This window comes from Sporosarcina ureae, assembly GCF_002082015.1.
Classification (GTDB): Bacteria; Bacillota; Bacilli; order Bacillales_A; family Planococcaceae; genus Sporosarcina; species Sporosarcina ureae_A.
Map to the genome: position 1 here is coordinate 2230833 of NZ_CP015109.1, position 14952 is coordinate 2245784.

At 45.6% G+C, this 14952-nt stretch carries 18 protein-coding genes and 1 riboswitch; of the genes, 7 read left to right on the forward strand and 11 right to left on the reverse strand.

Annotation, left to right across the window (positions count from 1 at the left end):
- Positions 1-693: an ABC transporter ATP-binding protein gene (locus tag SporoP17a_RS10985; protein ID WP_083034678.1), complete on the forward strand. Its 693-nt coding sequence runs from the start codon at positions 1-3 to the stop codon at positions 691-693.
- 812 nt (positions 694-1505) lie between these two features.
- Here the strand turns inward: SporoP17a_RS10985 and SporoP17a_RS10990 are convergent.
- The 7 genes from SporoP17a_RS10990 to SporoP17a_RS11020 all read right to left on the reverse strand — a co-directional run bounded on the left by SporoP17a_RS10990 (position 1506) and on the right by SporoP17a_RS11020 (position 7120).
- Entirely contained in the window at positions 1506-2522 is a 1017-nt protein-coding gene (locus SporoP17a_RS10990; RefSeq protein WP_083034679.1) for a ThiF family adenylyltransferase, read from the reverse strand.
- Positions 2519-3292, reverse strand: coding sequence for a thiazole synthase (locus SporoP17a_RS10995; RefSeq protein WP_099639159.1), 774 nt, complete (start codon positions 3290-3292; stop codon positions 2519-2521). The genes SporoP17a_RS10990 and SporoP17a_RS10995 overlap by 4 nt, the downstream gene beginning before the upstream one ends.
- Complete coding sequence (gene thiS, locus SporoP17a_RS11000; protein WP_083034681.1) at positions 3289-3495, reverse strand: sulfur carrier protein ThiS; 207 nt, start codon at positions 3493-3495, stop codon at positions 3289-3291. The genes SporoP17a_RS10995 and thiS overlap by 4 nt, the downstream gene beginning before the upstream one ends.
- Positions 3479-4078: a thiamine phosphate synthase gene (locus tag SporoP17a_RS11005; RefSeq protein WP_083034682.1), complete on the reverse strand. Its 600-nt coding sequence runs from the start codon at positions 4076-4078 to the stop codon at positions 3479-3481. The genes thiS and SporoP17a_RS11005 overlap by 17 nt, the downstream gene beginning before the upstream one ends.
- 70 nt (positions 4079-4148) lie before the next feature.
- Positions 4149-4257, reverse strand: a riboswitch (TPP riboswitch).
- Positions 4258-4314: 57 nt separating this feature from the next.
- Positions 4315-5004 (reverse strand): Crp/Fnr family transcriptional regulator, encoded by a 690-nt coding sequence (locus SporoP17a_RS11010; protein ID WP_083034683.1) that lies wholly within the window; start codon positions 5002-5004, stop codon positions 4315-4317.
- The gene (locus tag SporoP17a_RS11015) at positions 4982-6883 is read right to left on the reverse strand and encodes a heavy metal translocating P-type ATPase (RefSeq protein ID WP_083034684.1); all 1902 of its coding nucleotides are present in this window, start codon (positions 6881-6883) and stop codon (positions 4982-4984) included. Before SporoP17a_RS11015 ends, SporoP17a_RS11010 begins: the two co-directional genes overlap by 23 nt.
- A 15-nt stretch (positions 6884-6898) precedes the next feature.
- Positions 6899-7120, reverse strand: coding sequence for a heavy-metal-associated domain-containing protein (locus tag SporoP17a_RS11020; RefSeq protein ID WP_083034685.1), 222 nt, complete (start codon positions 7118-7120; stop codon positions 6899-6901).
- Positions 7121-7285: 165 nt separating this feature from the next.
- On the opposite strand from SporoP17a_RS11020, the gene SporoP17a_RS11025 reads away from it, so the two are divergent.
- From SporoP17a_RS11025 to SporoP17a_RS11040, 4 genes are all read left to right on the forward strand, one after another.
- Positions 7286-7966 carry a phosphoribosylaminoimidazolesuccinocarboxamide synthase gene (locus SporoP17a_RS11025; protein ID WP_083034686.1) on the forward strand — a complete coding sequence of 227 codons (681 nt, stop codon included), beginning with the start codon at positions 7286-7288 and terminating at the stop codon, positions 7964-7966.
- 607 nt (positions 7967-8573) lie between these two features.
- On the forward strand, positions 8574-9098 hold the full coding sequence (ectA, locus tag SporoP17a_RS11030; protein ID WP_237262311.1) for a diaminobutyrate acetyltransferase: 525 nt from the start codon (positions 8574-8576) through the stop codon (positions 9096-9098).
- Between the two features lie 66 nt (positions 9099-9164).
- Entirely contained in the window at positions 9165-10445 is a 1281-nt protein-coding gene (gene ectB / locus SporoP17a_RS11035) for a diaminobutyrate--2-oxoglutarate transaminase (RefSeq protein ID WP_083034687.1), read from the forward strand.
- 15 nt (positions 10446-10460) lie between these two features.
- A complete protein-coding gene (locus SporoP17a_RS11040) occupies positions 10461-10850 on the forward strand; it encodes an ectoine synthase (RefSeq protein ID WP_083034688.1) in 390 nt (129 codons plus the stop codon).
- Between the two features lie 222 nt (positions 10851-11072).
- On the opposite strand, the gene SporoP17a_RS11045 is transcribed toward SporoP17a_RS11040, so the two are convergent.
- Positions 11073-11423 (reverse strand): hypothetical protein, encoded by a 351-nt coding sequence (locus tag SporoP17a_RS11045; protein WP_156890559.1) that lies wholly within the window; start codon positions 11421-11423, stop codon positions 11073-11075.
- Between the two features lie 101 nt (positions 11424-11524).
- Here SporoP17a_RS11045 and SporoP17a_RS11050 point away from each other — a divergent pair, with 101 nt between their 5' ends.
- On the forward strand, positions 11525-12121 hold the full coding sequence (locus tag SporoP17a_RS11050; RefSeq protein WP_083034690.1) for a superoxide dismutase family protein: 597 nt from the start codon (positions 11525-11527) through the stop codon (positions 12119-12121).
- A gap of 141 nt (positions 12122-12262) precedes the next feature.
- Here the strand turns inward: SporoP17a_RS11050 and SporoP17a_RS11055 are convergent, their stop codons facing one another.
- The 3 genes from SporoP17a_RS11055 to SporoP17a_RS11065 form a co-directional block, all read right to left on the reverse strand.
- Positions 12263-12553 carry a DUF2653 family protein gene (locus tag SporoP17a_RS11055; protein WP_083034691.1) on the reverse strand — a complete coding sequence of 97 codons (291 nt, stop codon included), beginning with the start codon at positions 12551-12553 and terminating at the stop codon, positions 12263-12265.
- On the reverse strand, positions 12538-12987 hold the full coding sequence (locus SporoP17a_RS11060) for a hypothetical protein (protein WP_083034692.1): 450 nt from the start codon (positions 12985-12987) through the stop codon (positions 12538-12540). The genes SporoP17a_RS11055 and SporoP17a_RS11060 overlap by 16 nt, the downstream gene beginning before the upstream one ends.
- 98 nt (positions 12988-13085) lie before the next feature.
- Positions 13086-14213, reverse strand: a complete 1128-nt coding sequence (locus SporoP17a_RS11065; RefSeq protein ID WP_083034693.1) for a CAP domain-containing protein — start codon at positions 14211-14213, stop codon at positions 13086-13088.
- A gap of 277 nt (positions 14214-14490) precedes the next feature.
- Between SporoP17a_RS11065 and SporoP17a_RS11070 the strand changes: the two genes are divergently transcribed.
- On the forward strand, positions 14491-14952 hold the full coding sequence (locus SporoP17a_RS11070) for a hypothetical protein (protein WP_083034694.1): 462 nt from the start codon (positions 14491-14493) through the stop codon (positions 14950-14952).

Sequence of the window (14952 nt, forward strand, 5' to 3'; positions counted from 1 at the left end):
ATGGTACTGGAATTACGAAACGCGAAAAAGACGTTCGGTGAAGGCAATACGCTTGTGGAGGCGATGAAAGAGACCAACTTCATAGTCGAACGTGGCGAATTGGTCGCAGTCATCGGCCCGTCCGGTTCAGGTAAAAGTACGTTCCTAACGGTAGCTGGCGGTTTGCAAACGCCAAGCGAAGGGCAAGTCATCATTAACGGCAAAGAATTATCGCAGCTGAATGAAAAACAGCGCTCTAAAGTCCGTCTGCAAGAAATTGGATTTATATTGCAAGCTTCCAATCTTGTGCCGTTTCTCACTGTCGACGAGCAGCTAGAATTGCTGAATAAAGTAAAAAAAGACAATATGTCAAAAGACGAGCAACGTAAGTTATACGAGGATTTAGGTATTACCAAGTTGCATAAAAATTATCCCTCCGATTTATCGGGCGGCGAGCGGCAGCGTGTGGCGATTGCCAAAGCGTTGTTCAGTAAGCCGTCGATACTTTTAGCAGATGAGCCTACCGCTTCACTCGATTCCGATCGAGCGTTTGAAGTGATGGAGTTGTTGCGTAATGAAACGAAGTCCAATCAGACCGCAACCATTGTCGTGACACATGATGTACGGCTGATTAAATACGTAGATAAAGTGTATAAGATGACGGATGGTGTGTTGAAGCTGGAGAGTGCAGCTGAGGTGGGTTTGACTGAGTGATTGGATGTTAGATATTTAATGAAATAAACGCTTCAGGCGGCCGATTTATGGCTTTCCGAAGCGTTTTTTTTGGTGGTGAGGTTGTGGAGGGGAGCGTGAAGTCGCGGCTGCGCTCAATACTTTTGGTTATCCGCTCAATGCGGCACGCCACCCGCTCAATGCAGTGGGTTAACCGCTCATAATGCGGTGCGAGCGCTCAATCCCGCGGGCTATTCGCTCTATGTGATGTGTTATCCGCTCAATCGGGCAATTCATTGTGGAGTTGCTTATAAATTTCGTGTGGGCGCTCAATGTTGCCGGCTATCCGCTCAATGCGGCACGCCACCCGCTCAATGCCGTGAGCTATCCGCTCATAATGCGGTGCGAGCGCTCAATGCTGCGGGCTATTCGCTCTATGTGATGTGTTATCCGCTCAATCGGGCAATTCATCGTGGGGTTGCTTATAAATTTCGTGTGGGCGCTCAATGTTAGCGGCTAACCGCTCTATGCGGCACGCCACCCGCTCAATGCAGCGAGTTAACCGCTCATAAAAAGGTGCGAGCGCTCAATCCCGCGAGCTATCCGCTCTATGTGATGTGTTATCCGCTCAATCGGGCAATTCATCGTGGCGTTGCTTATAAAATTCACGGGGGACGCTCAATGTTAGCGGCTAACCGCTCTATACGACACGCCATCCGCTCAATCCGGCGGGTTAACCGCTCATAAATTGGTATGAGCGCTCAATCCCGCCAGCTATCCGCTCAATCAAACACGCCATCCGCTCATAAAACCCCACATAAAACCCCACATCCGACCGCTCTACACTCCAACCATCAACCAAGCAAACCCGCGACCATCTTCCGAGCAGCTGTGATATCCTTCGTTCCGTGCACCAACATCCGACCATCGCGGAATAATACGAGGCGATGGTCATTATATTCACAGGAAACCAGATACGGGTTTTGTTGTAAATTAGAAACGATATCGCGGATGGACTCCGCAAATGGGATCAGTTCTACTTGTCGGTTCTTCGGCCATGTTAGTTGTACGGTGTCACGTCCGCATAGCACAGCGGTCCGAACGACTTCATTGGCAGACAAATAAGGATAGACAGGGGTGTCTGAGCAACTTGGACAATTGGGTTTCTTCAAGCTTTGTACGTTCATTGCGGCGCGTTCACCTGTCCATAGATCGACCGATTCGAGGCGTGGTTCCATCGTAGCGCCCGTTATATACTTCAGCAGTTCGGCGGTTTGACGGGCGGCGGTCGTGACGACGATGGGCGAGATGACGCCGACTGTATCGCATGTCAAAGACTGTGGCGGCAAAGCTTCGAGCAGACAATGCAGGCAGGGTGATCCTTCTTTTACACCAATAGGAAATGTCAGCCCATAGCTACCGACGCAAGCGCCCATGAAGAACGGAATGCCGAGTTGTAGGGCGGCGTCGTTTGCGAGTAATCGAGTTTCGATATTATCTGTGCCGTCGAGAATGAATGAATGGCCTTCGAATAATTCGAGGACGTTTTCGGGCGTGACGTCCGCCACAATCCCACGAACTTTCACGTCACTATTGATTGCACGCAATCGACTTTCCGCTGCGATCGCTTTAGGTAATTGATCGATAACGTCTTGCTCCGTGTATAATTGTTGTCTATGCAGATTGGTCCACTCCAAAATATCGCGGTCGACAATCGTCAGTTCGCCGACACCCGCGCGCACTAGCATCTCCGCTCCGGCAGAACCGAGTGCACCAGCTCCTAAGACGAAAACTTTTGCCTCGCGAATACGCTGTTGACCAACTGGTCCGATGGGGGCAAACAGCTCTTGCCGAGAATATTTACTAATCAATTCGTCACAAGCCCTTCAGTTGGACTACTAGCTACGCCATAGTCACGCACTGGCATACGCCCAGCTTTATAACCGAGACGTCCCGCTTCAATCGCCAACTTCATTGCTTCCGCCATCATGATAGGATTGGCGGCTTCGGATACTGCCGTATTCAACAATACCCCGTCTGCTCCGAGTTCCATCGCAAAAGCCGCGTCTTTTGGCGAGCCGACGCCAGCGTCAATGATGACGGGCACATTGGATTGCTCGATGATGAATGATAGATTCAGTGGGTTCAGAATGCCTCTGCCCGAACCGATTGGCGCAGCGCCTGGCATGATAGCGTGAACGCCTAATTCGCATAGTTTTCTCGCGAGCACCACATCGTCTGACGTATAAGGTAATACAATGAAGCCTTCTTCTAATAGCATTTCTGACGCACGTAATGTTTCCACGGGATCAGGGAGCAATGAACGGCTGCACCCGATAATTTCAACTTTTACCATGTCGCATAGTCCCGATGCTTTGGCGAGACGTGCGATGTGTACGGCTTCTTCTGCTGTATTCGCTCCTGCCGTATTCGGTAGCAATGTATAGCGCGTTAAATCTAGCTGCTCGAGGAAGTTGGGCTGTGATTTTTCGAAAATATCCATGCGTCGTACCGCAAACGTCAGGATTTCCGCTTCTGATACCGCGACAGCTTGCTTTTGTATGTCAAATGAAGGATATTTCCCTGTACCTAGTAATAACCGTGAAGAGAATTCTTTATCTGCAATTTTTAACATCTTCATCCGCCTCCTACAAAATGTATGATTTCAATTTGATCTCGGTCCATAATCGGTGCATCGTAGTACTCTTTCTGCAAAATCTCTTTGTTTTTCTCCACAATCAAAATACGATCACCAAGTCCTAAATGCTCAAGTAACTGCTGGATCGTCCCTACTTCGGGAACGACGGAATACGACTTACCGTTCAGGTCAATCACTTTCTCCACTAGATACCACTCCTTTTCTATAACCTTGTAAGACGTTTAGTGAACGCATAGGGGATAATACGGCCGCACCTGCTACGTTGTTTCGCTGTAAGTCGAGCAAGTGATGCGGCTGAATTCCGCCAATTGCATACACAGGAATCGAACTCCACTTTGCAATGGAAAATAATTCTTCCGTTCCGCGCGCTAGGAGTCCGGGCTTCGAATTCGTTTCGAAAACATGGCCGTACAAGAGCCAGTCCGCTCCTTCTTGCACAGCTTCTTTTGCTTCTGCCGATGAATGAATCGAGCAACCGAAAGTGAGCTTGGGAAATTTCCGTTGTGCATCCCGTAACGACATGCCATAACTAGTCAGTTGCACTTTTGTGATGTTCAACCTGCTCGCCAGGTGAGGTCTAGCGTGTAGAATGAGCCGGTCGAGTGAAAATCCACTGCTTGCAAGGCGCGTAACTAGATCCACTAGTTGTTCATCTGTCTTGGACTTTTCTCGCAAAATAATGGCATCAAGATACGGTGCTGTTTGTTGCAAGTGTAGCGTTAGTTCCTCAACCGCAAGACGGTCGTCGGTCACGCCAAGTAATTTCATTCATTCGCCTCCAATAGAAAAAACCACTTCCCGAATCGGAAAGTGGTAGAAATGTCGACAGAAATATTTACGGAACGACTCGCCACTTCCCTCCGCAGGTGCTAGCCTGTTCAGGTAATAAGGGTTTCAGAGCCACACTCTTTTCTCAGTCCTTGTGAAGGATTCCCCTAATGGTCAAAATATTTGGTTTTCAGAACTAGCGTATCATGTGCGCGGTGGAATGAAAAGGATTTCTTTTATAACAGTAACAAAGCATCCAAATCAAGAATTTCCACCGTTTTCATGCCGGATTGTCGAATCCAACCCGACTCTTCGAAGACAGTTAATTTTCGACTGATCGTTTCGGGTGTCGTCCCGAGGTGAGAGGCAAGGTCTTTGCGACTCATTGGTAATTCGATTTTCAATTGACGTTGTTCTTCAGATAAATCGGCCAGGTAAAGGGCAATCCGCGTTTCTGCAGATTCCATACCGATTCGTGCTGCCCGTTGTTCTGTCCGGCCGAGGCGGGAAGAGAATTCCTCCAACATTTTCAATGAAATCGCGGGATGCTTTTGCAGCAGTTGTTGCATTTGGTCTCGTTGAATGACGCATAATTCTACGGGTTCGAGTGTTTCTGCATAGGCGTCATGAGGTTTGGCATCAAATAACGAAAGCTCGCCCGTGAAATCTCCCGGTTCTAAAATTCGTACGATCTGCTCTTTCCCGTTTTCCGACAGACGGTATACTTTGATTCGTCCTTTATGCAAGATATACAGACCTTCGGAGCGGTCGCCTTCGTTGTAAATAATTTTCCCCCGTGGATAGGGGGTGCTTCGTGCGAGTTCTACAATGCGCTTCATCTGATCTGTTTCCAAGTGATTGAACAGTGGAACAAGCGATACACACATACTATGATCGGTCGTGTTATTGTGGGGCTGCTGACTCATTCACTTTCACCTCGTTTACCTTTCGCTTGGACGCTCTGTCACTAGTATAGCGTATTAATCGAATGGCGTTCAATATGACAAGGAGTACACTCGCTTCGTGGACGAGCATTCCGGATGCTAGGAAGACTTTGCCTAGCAGTACACCAATTAACAGGAGGAATACTGTGCCCACTGCGAAAAATGTATTTTGTTTCATATTGTTAACCGTTGCTTTTGATAAGGCATACGCATGGGCGAATTGATCAAGTCGATCCGCCATCAAGACGATATCCGCTGTTTCCATGGAAATGTCGGTTCCGCCTTTACCCATCGCGAGCCCAATATCTGCAGTAGCGATAGCAGGCGCGTCATTGATTCCGTCACCCGCCATAGCGACTCGGTGTCCTTGCTTTTTCAATTTTTGTACAGCTTCTACTTTCTCTTCGGGTAACAACTCTGCATGGACATTGTCGAGACCAAGTTGTTCACCGACTAGGCGAGCTGTATGAACATTATCGCCCGTTAGCATAATCATTTGTTTAATCCCATTTTGTCGTAGTTTGGCGAGAGCAGCCGCGGCTTCCGGGCGGATCTGATCCGCGATGGAAATAATACCTGCGATTTCTCCACGAATGCTAATGAACACGGCCGTATTGCCTGCTTTTTCTCGTTTGGATGCATAGGCTTCGATGTCTGGAGAAATAGGTACACCTTGTAAGACCATCAGCTTTCGGTTGCCGGCTGCGAGTTGCTGTCCCTCTACATCCGCTAGAATTCCGTTACCTTTCATAACTTCTGCATCTTGTGCTTGATGTTTTAACTGAATCGAGCGTTTTTTGGCTTCACGGACAATGGTTTGACCGAGATGGTGTTCAGACAGTAGTTCAGCTTCTGCAGTTAGGCGCAGTAGCTCCTCTTTTTCGATACCCCAACTATGAATATCGGTTACTTCTGGACGTCCTTTTGTCAAAGTACCTGTTTTATCAAAGACGACGGTGTCGATTTTCGCCAATTGCTCCATCACGTCGCCACCTTTAATGAGCACACCATGACGGGCTCCGTTACCAATTCCCGCTACGATCGAGACGGGAGCGGAAATGACAAGGGCACCAGGACAAGCAATGACAAGGAATGTCAATGTCATTTCGATGTTACGTGTGAATAGGTAGACGATGATCGATAGGATGACGATGGAAGGTGTATAAATATTGGCGAATCGCTCAAGGAATTTTTGCGTTTTGGACTTAGCTTCCTGTGCTTCTTCGACTAGCTCGATAATACGAGCAAATGTTGTATCGTCACCTACGCGTTCTGCAATAATTTCGATATATCCATGGTCGACCAATGTACCGCTGAATACTGGATCATCTAACGATTTGGCAGCTGGCACCGATTCACCTGTGATGGCGGCTTCATTGATAGACGCATTTCCTGTAACAATCGGCCCATCGACTGGAACTTGTTCGCCTGAACGAACGATGACCCGGTCGCCGATTTCTACATCATCCACAGCCATCGTCATAAGTTTACCATTCCGAAGGACACTCGCTTCTAGCGGCGCCAGATCGACAAGTGCTTTGAGGGAAGAGCGTGTTTTCTCCATTGTGCGAATTTCAAGCAGTGCTCCGAATAAAAATAGGAAAGTGACTGCAGCGGATTCTACATATTCGCCAATAAATAGTGCTCCGATTACTGCGATCGTGACGAGAAGTTCAATACTGAAAGCTTTCATGCGGATAGCTTTCCAAGCTTTTATGGCGATTGGAGTACCAGCAAGTAATGTGGCGGTAATTAATGTAAATTGACGCGCATCATGAAAGCCTGCGAAGTGCAAAATGATGGCTGTGACAAGCAACATCGCGGATATAGCAGTGATCCGTACGGTTTGTTTTGCGTTCATTGGAATGCCTCCTTTCTATGAGACTTTTTGATGAAGAACTGGATATCCGAGTTGCACAATCAGTTGCTGTAATTCATTGGCTTCTACACTAGATTCATCAAACTCGACCCGAACTTTACTTGAATGAAATAAAACTTTCACTTGCTGTACGCCTTTCGCTCGGGATAGGGCACCTTCAATTTTCTTGACACATGATGGGCAACTGAATGGTTCCATTAAAAATACGACTTTTTTCATTGATCTCATCCTTTTCGTTTGTATTTAGTATCTTAAGTATAAGAGTACTTTGTGAAATCTACCTTGACGCTCGTCAACTTTCGTCAAACAATACTTTTTCTTCTCGTCAAAGTGCTTTATACTGAATAAGTAGTACACATTTATGAATAGAGGAGAATCGTACGGATGAAATTAACCTATTCTGGTAAAACGAAAGACGTCTACCGCTTGGAAGATGGCCACGTGCTATTGAAATTCAAGGATGATGTAACAGGGGAAGATGGTGTATTCGATCCAGGTGCCAACACAGTAGGCTTGACGATTGATGGTGCGGGAAAGTCTGGACTTCGCATGACGAAATACTTTTTCGAGAAATTGGAGGAGCAAAACGTACCGACACATTACATCGATGCCGATTTGGATGAAGTCACGATGACGGTGAAGCCTGCTACGGTCTTTGGTAAAGGATTAGAAGTGATTTGTCGATACCGTGCGGTCGGAAGTTTCTTGCGCAGATTCGGTGCGTACGCTGAAGAAGGACAAGTACTTGATGCTTTCGTGGAAGTGACGCTAAAAGATGACGAACGTCAAGATCCACCCATTTCAGAAGATGCTTTGGCTCAGCTTCATATTTTGACACATGAAGAATACGCAACGCTTAAAGATTTAACTCAGCAAATTTCTGAAGTAGTCCGATCAGAAATGGCCGAAAAAGGGTTAGAGCTATATGATATCAAATTGGAATTTGGTCGCGATCCTGAACGAAACATCATGTTGATCGATGAAATTTCAGGAGGTAATATGCGCGTCTATCAAGGAGATACATATATTGCACCAATGGAATTGGAAAAAATATTATTTTCATAAGATTCAACCGGAAACGAAAAATGTTTCCGGTTTTTTATATTCGCTCTTAAGCCATACGCTGACTGACTTAACAGCGCTTTACTTTTTAATCAAATAAATAAAACGATATATTTACTGTTGACAACGTTTTCAGAGTTTCCTATAATAGCAACCAGTGTCAGAGGTGACACATAGTTTGCTTCTTAACCAGTGTGTGAACGTTGGTTGGATGAATGCGTATGGTAGTAAATTCAAGATAATGAAAGTGTCTTTCATATCAGCGAATCTTTAATATATCTGCTGTTTCCATGAACAAAAGCTCCCCGCTTTTGTAAAGGCGCTCTTTTTTGCTCTTCATACCGCAAGGCAGAAAGATAGCACCCATAGTAGCCAGCACGAATCTCCATTTTGGCTTTTCTACGTAAGTACCCTTGCTATGTCCGCTAGATTCATAAGAAGAATCAGCCGAGTGTATTTGCTCGGTCCCAAAAAACCTCACATTGATGACGATTCGACGAACGGATTTCAGTTAGATGGCGTTGTCGGATAAAGAAGCACGCATCCTAGAGAATTTCAGATGATGGAAATGTGTAAAATTATATGTAAGAGAACTTGGAGGAGAAACTATTTGCATACTAAACACAAAGTTTCGATTGCAGGGTTAGATCCGAACGATCTGTATTCATTTCGTATGCCGACTGTAGAAGATGGAAAATTCATCTGGCAGCTCATTAAGGATACGAAAATACTCGATTTGAATTCTTCCTACAGTTATTTGCTGTGGGCAGATCAATTCAGCGACACGAGTATCGTAGTAGAAGATCACGGAAAGCTTGTAGGCTTCATTTCGGGCTTCATTCAACCTAAAGCGAAAGATACCTTGTTTATTTGGCAAGTGGCAGTCGATGAATCGGCACGAGGAAAGCGGATCGCTTCCCGTATGCTGCATACGATTTTGCAGCGTGATGCATGTCGGAATATTCGGTATTTGGAATCGACCGTGACACCATCTAATACGCCGTCCATTAAGTTATTTAAAGGCTTGGCACGTGACTTGGAGACGGAATGCGTGATCACAGATGGTTATACGGAAGATCAGTTTCCGGGTGGAGGGCACGAATCAGAAGAACTGTTCCGCATCGGGCCATTCTGAGAAACGAGCCGATTGCCGCAATTTGACACTGGAAAATACAGAATCTACTGGAGGAATTAATTACACATGGTACTGACAAAAAGTCAGCAGGTAATGGAAGTATTTGAGAATCGTGAGTCGCAAGTGAGAAGTTATAGCAGAAGTTTCCCAACAGTATTTACTAAAGCAAAAGGCTATAAGATGTGGGACACGGAAGGTAAAGAGTATATTGATTTCTTTGCCGGAGCAGGTGCTTTAAACTACGGCCACAACAACGATAAAATGAAAGAAAAGTTAATTGAATATATTCAAGACGATGGAATTTCACATAGCTTGGATATGGGAACGACAGTTCGAAAAGAGTTTCTTGAACGATTTAACGAAGTGATCTTGCAGCCGAGAAACATGGACTATAAAGTAATGTTTCCAGGACCTACTGGGACGAATACAGTGGAAAGTGCACTGAAAATCGCCCGCAAAGTAACGGGACGTCAAAATATTGTAAGCTTTACAAACGGATTCCACGGTATGACGCTTGGCGCATTATCTGTAACAGGCAACTCATACAACCGCGGTGGAGCTGGTGTGCCGCTTAACAATACGACATCTATGCCATTCGATACGTTTTTAGGAGAAGATCAGTCTTTGAACTTCCTTAAAAAGTATTTAGCGAATGCAAGCAGTGGCTTAGACTTACCGGCAGCTATGATTCTTGAAACGGTACAAGGGGAAGGCGGCATCAATCCCGCAAGCTTTAATTGGTTGCGTGAAGTAGAACGTCTCTGCAGAAATTACGATATCTTATTAATTGTCGATGATGTGCAAGCAGGTTGCGGACGAACTGGAACTTTCTTCAGTTTTGAACCGGCCGGCATTAAGCCCGACATCGTTTGCCTGTCAAAATCCATTGGCGGCTACGGATTGCCTTTAGCACTCACGCTGATCAAACCAGAATATGATACATTCGGTCCAGCTGAGCATAACGGAACATTCCGCGGTAACAACATGGCCATCTTGACAGCGACTGAAGCTTTATCGTATTGGGAAACAGATGAATTCGCTAAATCGGTACAAGAAAAATCGAAGCTCATCACGAAGCGCATGGAAACAATTGTCGAGGACTATCCACAATTGAAAGCTACAACCCGTGGCCGCGGCTTCATGCAAGGAATTGTCTGTGGTGAAGGCAAGGAAGACTACGCAGATAAAATCTGTGCCAAAGCATTTGAAAAAGGCTTGATCATTGAAACATCCGGACCAGAAGGCGAAGTCGTCAAATTCCTTGGTTCATTGATCATGGATGAAAAAGGTATCGATCAAGGATTCGATATTCTAGAAGAAGCAATCGAAGAAATCATAAGAAACTAAGGGAGAGAATGTTCAGTGATAGTACGTACAATAGATGAAATTATTGGTAGCGAAAATGAAACAAAAGCAGAAACGTGGGCAAGCCGCCGTTTCTTACTGAAGAAAGACAATATGGGCTTCTCGTTCCATGAAACGATTATTTATGCTGGAACAGAAACGCATATCCATTATCAAAACCACCTAGAAGCGGTTTACTGCGTGGCGGGCGATGGAGAAATTGAAACGGTCGCAGACGGCAAAGTCTACCCGATTAAAAACGGTACGATGTATGCGCTGAATGAACACGACGAGCACTACTTGCGTGGTGGAAGGGAAGACATGCGCCTGATCTGTGTCTTTAATCCACCCCTCGTCGGAACGGAGACGCATGATGAAAATGGTGTGTATCCACTAATTGAAGACTGAGTGTTGTGGTATGTAATGTAGGGAGAGGACGCTCTGAGGGTAATTCCTTGGAGTGTTTTTTTGTTGTTGTGGGTAGGAGAGAAGAGAAGGCGGTGGGGTGGGGGCTCTTTAATTTGGCTGAGCGCTCTATCGTGCGGCTCATCCGCTCATAGTTTCTGGTTGATCGCTCTATACTTCGTGGTAAGCGCTCAATGCGGGTTTGGATTCGCTCAATGTTAGGCGTTAAGCGCTCAATGTCGTGTGGTTTATGTCTTCGCTTAGTGGTTGGTTGTTGAAACGCTCAATGCGAAGTTGAATCCGCTCAATGTTGACCGTTAAGCGCTCAATGCGAAGTTGAATCCGCTCAATGTTTGCCGTCAAGCGCTCAATGCGAAGCTGAATTCGCTCAATGTTGACCGTTAAGCGCTCAATGCGAAGTTGAATCCGCTCAATGTTGACCGTTAAGCGCTCAATACGAAGCTGAATCCGCTCAATGTTGACCGTTAAGCGCTCAATGCGAAGCTGCATCCGCTCAATGTCCGACATTAAGCGCTCAATCCAACCCCACATCCGCTCATAGAATTTCCGCAACATGTTAGAAAATCATAAAAGTGGGTACACTACACACTATGAGTTCATTATCTAACCAGTAATGAACAGCAAATTACATAACTTACACAAGGAGGAATTCAATTATGTGGAAATTACCGAGTATCGTATTGGGCTCAGCATTAATGATGGCAGCTTGTGGTGGCGCGGCGGATGAAGAAAAAGAACCGGTGGACGGTGGCGATGATCCCGTTGTGGAAGAAGAGGAAACAGCGGAGCCGGAAGTGATGGCGCCGGTCATAAATGTTGATGGAGAAGAAATCGGTTCTGTAACGCTCACGCAAGGACCATCTGGTGTAGCGATGGACGTAGACGTAACAGGCCTTGAGCCAGGGGAACACGGCATGCATTTCCATGAGACGGGCGTATGTACAGCACCGGACTTTAAAGAGTCTGCTGGCGGTCACTTCAACCCGACAGACAAAAAGCACGGGTTAGACAATCCGGATGGACACCACGCGGGTGATTTGGAGAATCTTGTGGTGGATGAAGATGGAAGTGCGAAAGTTTCTGTGACGACAGATGCGGTGACGCTTGAGTCTGGAGAAGACAATTCATTACTGGATGAAGACGGAACGGCAATGGTGATCCATGAAGGTGCGGATGATAACATCACGGATCCAGCAGGCGATTCAGGAACGCCATTTGCTTGTGCAGAGATTACATCTGAAAATATGAAGTAAGAAATAAAATAGGATGTCCCCGATGTGGGGGCATCCTTTTTTCATTGGTAACTAAAAGTATAGTGGAAAGACAGACATCTCCACTTCATTGCCGATAGACGAAAAAAAAGAACGCCCTCCCGGAAAGGGGCGTCCTGTTGATTATCGAACGATGGCGATAATCCCTTCTTCATCATCCAGCTTTAGCTGAATGCCTGCTGCCATCGGATCTTGATCGAGATACTGCTCGATCCAAAGGCGAAGCGCTTCGACGAGACGGGAGGTGTCCAAATGATGCATGTTGCCGTTAAGCTCGGCATCTGCTGAAAACCCGGTGTCGTCATCGTAAGCAAGTTCGACTTCCACGTCGTCTGGCATTGCACGTGACTCTTTTGCGATCAATACACACACTGCATTGACTACGTCTTGTTCGTAGATTATCTGTTGTTCCATTGATTCATTTCCTCATTGCGTTTACGCTCTTTCTCTTTGAAGATCGCGAAAATCTTTCGAACCATGTAAATGATGAAGACAATCGCTAACACGTTAATTAGTAAGCCCATAATGGATCCAAGCATTCCCATATTCGCAAATAAGCTGCCGAATAATAGACCTGCTAGTCCACCAACGAATAGACCTTTCATTAAGCCGCCAGCCATACCGCCTGGCTTCTTCGCTGTGTTGCCTGCTGTTGCTTTATCTTTACTTTGATTGGTATCTTGTTTCTTTTCCGCTTTATTCGGTTGTACACGATTCGGTGTACTGAAACTCTTCTTACCAGACTTATAGCCACGTGCTTCGGCAGTAATTTCATCTTGGAAGATAATGTTTCCAAGTGGTGACAAAATCAACGTCGCGGCCAAGAAAAATGCAGCAAATTTTTTCAATTGATAATCTCCTTTAATGCTGTAATGAAGGTCTTGGATCTACCAAAGCCCTTCTCTTTATTTTACTGGATAACGTAACGTAATGAAAGGAAATTCACTTACTTGGCAAAGAAATTTTCTGTATAGAATGGCTGTTCTTTGTCGTTGAAATCCACACCGACTCCAAGGAACTGATAATCGCGGATTAATATATTTTCACGATGGCCTTTGGAATTCATTAGACCTTCGTGTGCAAAAATACTGCTTGACTGACCGTAAGCCAGATTTTCACCGGCGCTGACGAATTGGACGCCTTGCTTTTTCATTCGGTCGAAAGGGGACTCCCCTTGCAAGTTTTCATGACTGAAGTAATCTTGCACGGCCATGTCCGTACTATGCAGACGTGCCGTTTCGGATGCGAGTTCATCCCATGTTAAAATGGAACGACCGTGTCGAACTCTTGCCGCATTCGTCAAATCAAATAGTTGCATCTCGAAGCCCCTACGCATCGCCTCGTTTTGAGGGGCATAGAGCGCAGACTTTTTTTGTTCTAGCGAATCCGAGATCAATTGCACGGCCGTGACGGTATTCTCTTTATGCAAATCATAAAAGACATACATATAGAGACCATCCGAATGAAAGATGTCCATGCCTTCGTCGTTTTGCAACTTATAAATATTCGTACCTTTACGTATTTCAGAAATCGGGTCACCGAGCTCTTCACGTACTTCCGACTTCGGCACGCCGTATTCAATACCGATAGATGAAGCGATGAGACGATCATTTGTATAGATCGCATTGACGCGACGTTTAATATCATAGGACAGCATGACGAAGTTCTGGTAGTTGTCATGGAACGTCAGCCATTCCGTGCCGTATTCATTGGTGGATTTCCGCACAGGGTCCCCAAGCTTTTCTTTCACTTGCGCTTCGGTCGTGCCAATTTCTATATTGTGAATAGAAATAATGCCTGTTGCCGGCGCATCGAGCACGGGTTGGGCGACTTCATCTGGGGGATTGCTTCTGTTTGCTTTATCGGAAACGAAGGTTATTAAATCGACAATCGATTCTTTTGTATAGTCAAGCGCAGATCCAACTACTTCCTCGTTCAGCACGGTTTCTACTTTGGCATCAAGCGGATCAAGAAACGATAAGTCCACGTATTCCGATACTGGGCCTTCCCATAAGGGCTTGAAAGCGTAAATCAGTACTGCGAGAAAGAGTAACTGAAACAGGCGTTTTATCATATGAAACTCACTCCTCGACTACATTATACTCTGTTTATACCTTGGCAATACAGCAGGAACTATGAAATGTTGAAAATTATCCTCAATAGTAGCGGGAAAAAGGGTATACTAAAAAAAGAATGGAAAGTTTGGAAGGAGTGGATGGCATGTTCGGCGGTGTAAGCAGTGTACCTTCCTGGTTTTATATAGTCGCATTTGTCGTCGTCATATTGCTCGTTCTCATTACGGAATGGCGGACAAGATGAGGATCGAATTTCATTAGAAAGAAGGAATGAATATGTTAACATTTGAAGAGAAACAACAGATTATAGAAGAGTTTCCGGAGTTAGTGAAGAAAGAAGTGTCCATGAAGCGCTTGAACTATCATTACGAAGAATCTTTGTACGATAAAACGGTAGTCGTGCAGCATTTGCACCCGAATGGTAATGCATTTGTCTACGTGGCAGATGTTGAGGGCTATGAAGCGGATGATCGTGGTCTAGTCAATGTACGCGAATATTCCGCGGATGAATTCCGTGCAGTGATTCGTGCGGCAATTGAAGGGCTGGCGACAGAAGTCGAGGAGCCTGAAACGATCGCAGAAACGTGGCAAAATTCCAATGGTCAGAAGCTGACACTTCTTGAGGAAGATGGCTTCTTTAATGTTTATCATGAAGTAAACTTGGAAGAGGGCTTTGGAGATTATCAAGAGGCGGCGAGTTATTTAAAAGAAGAAGGCTTCTCCGTCAAAACGAAATAA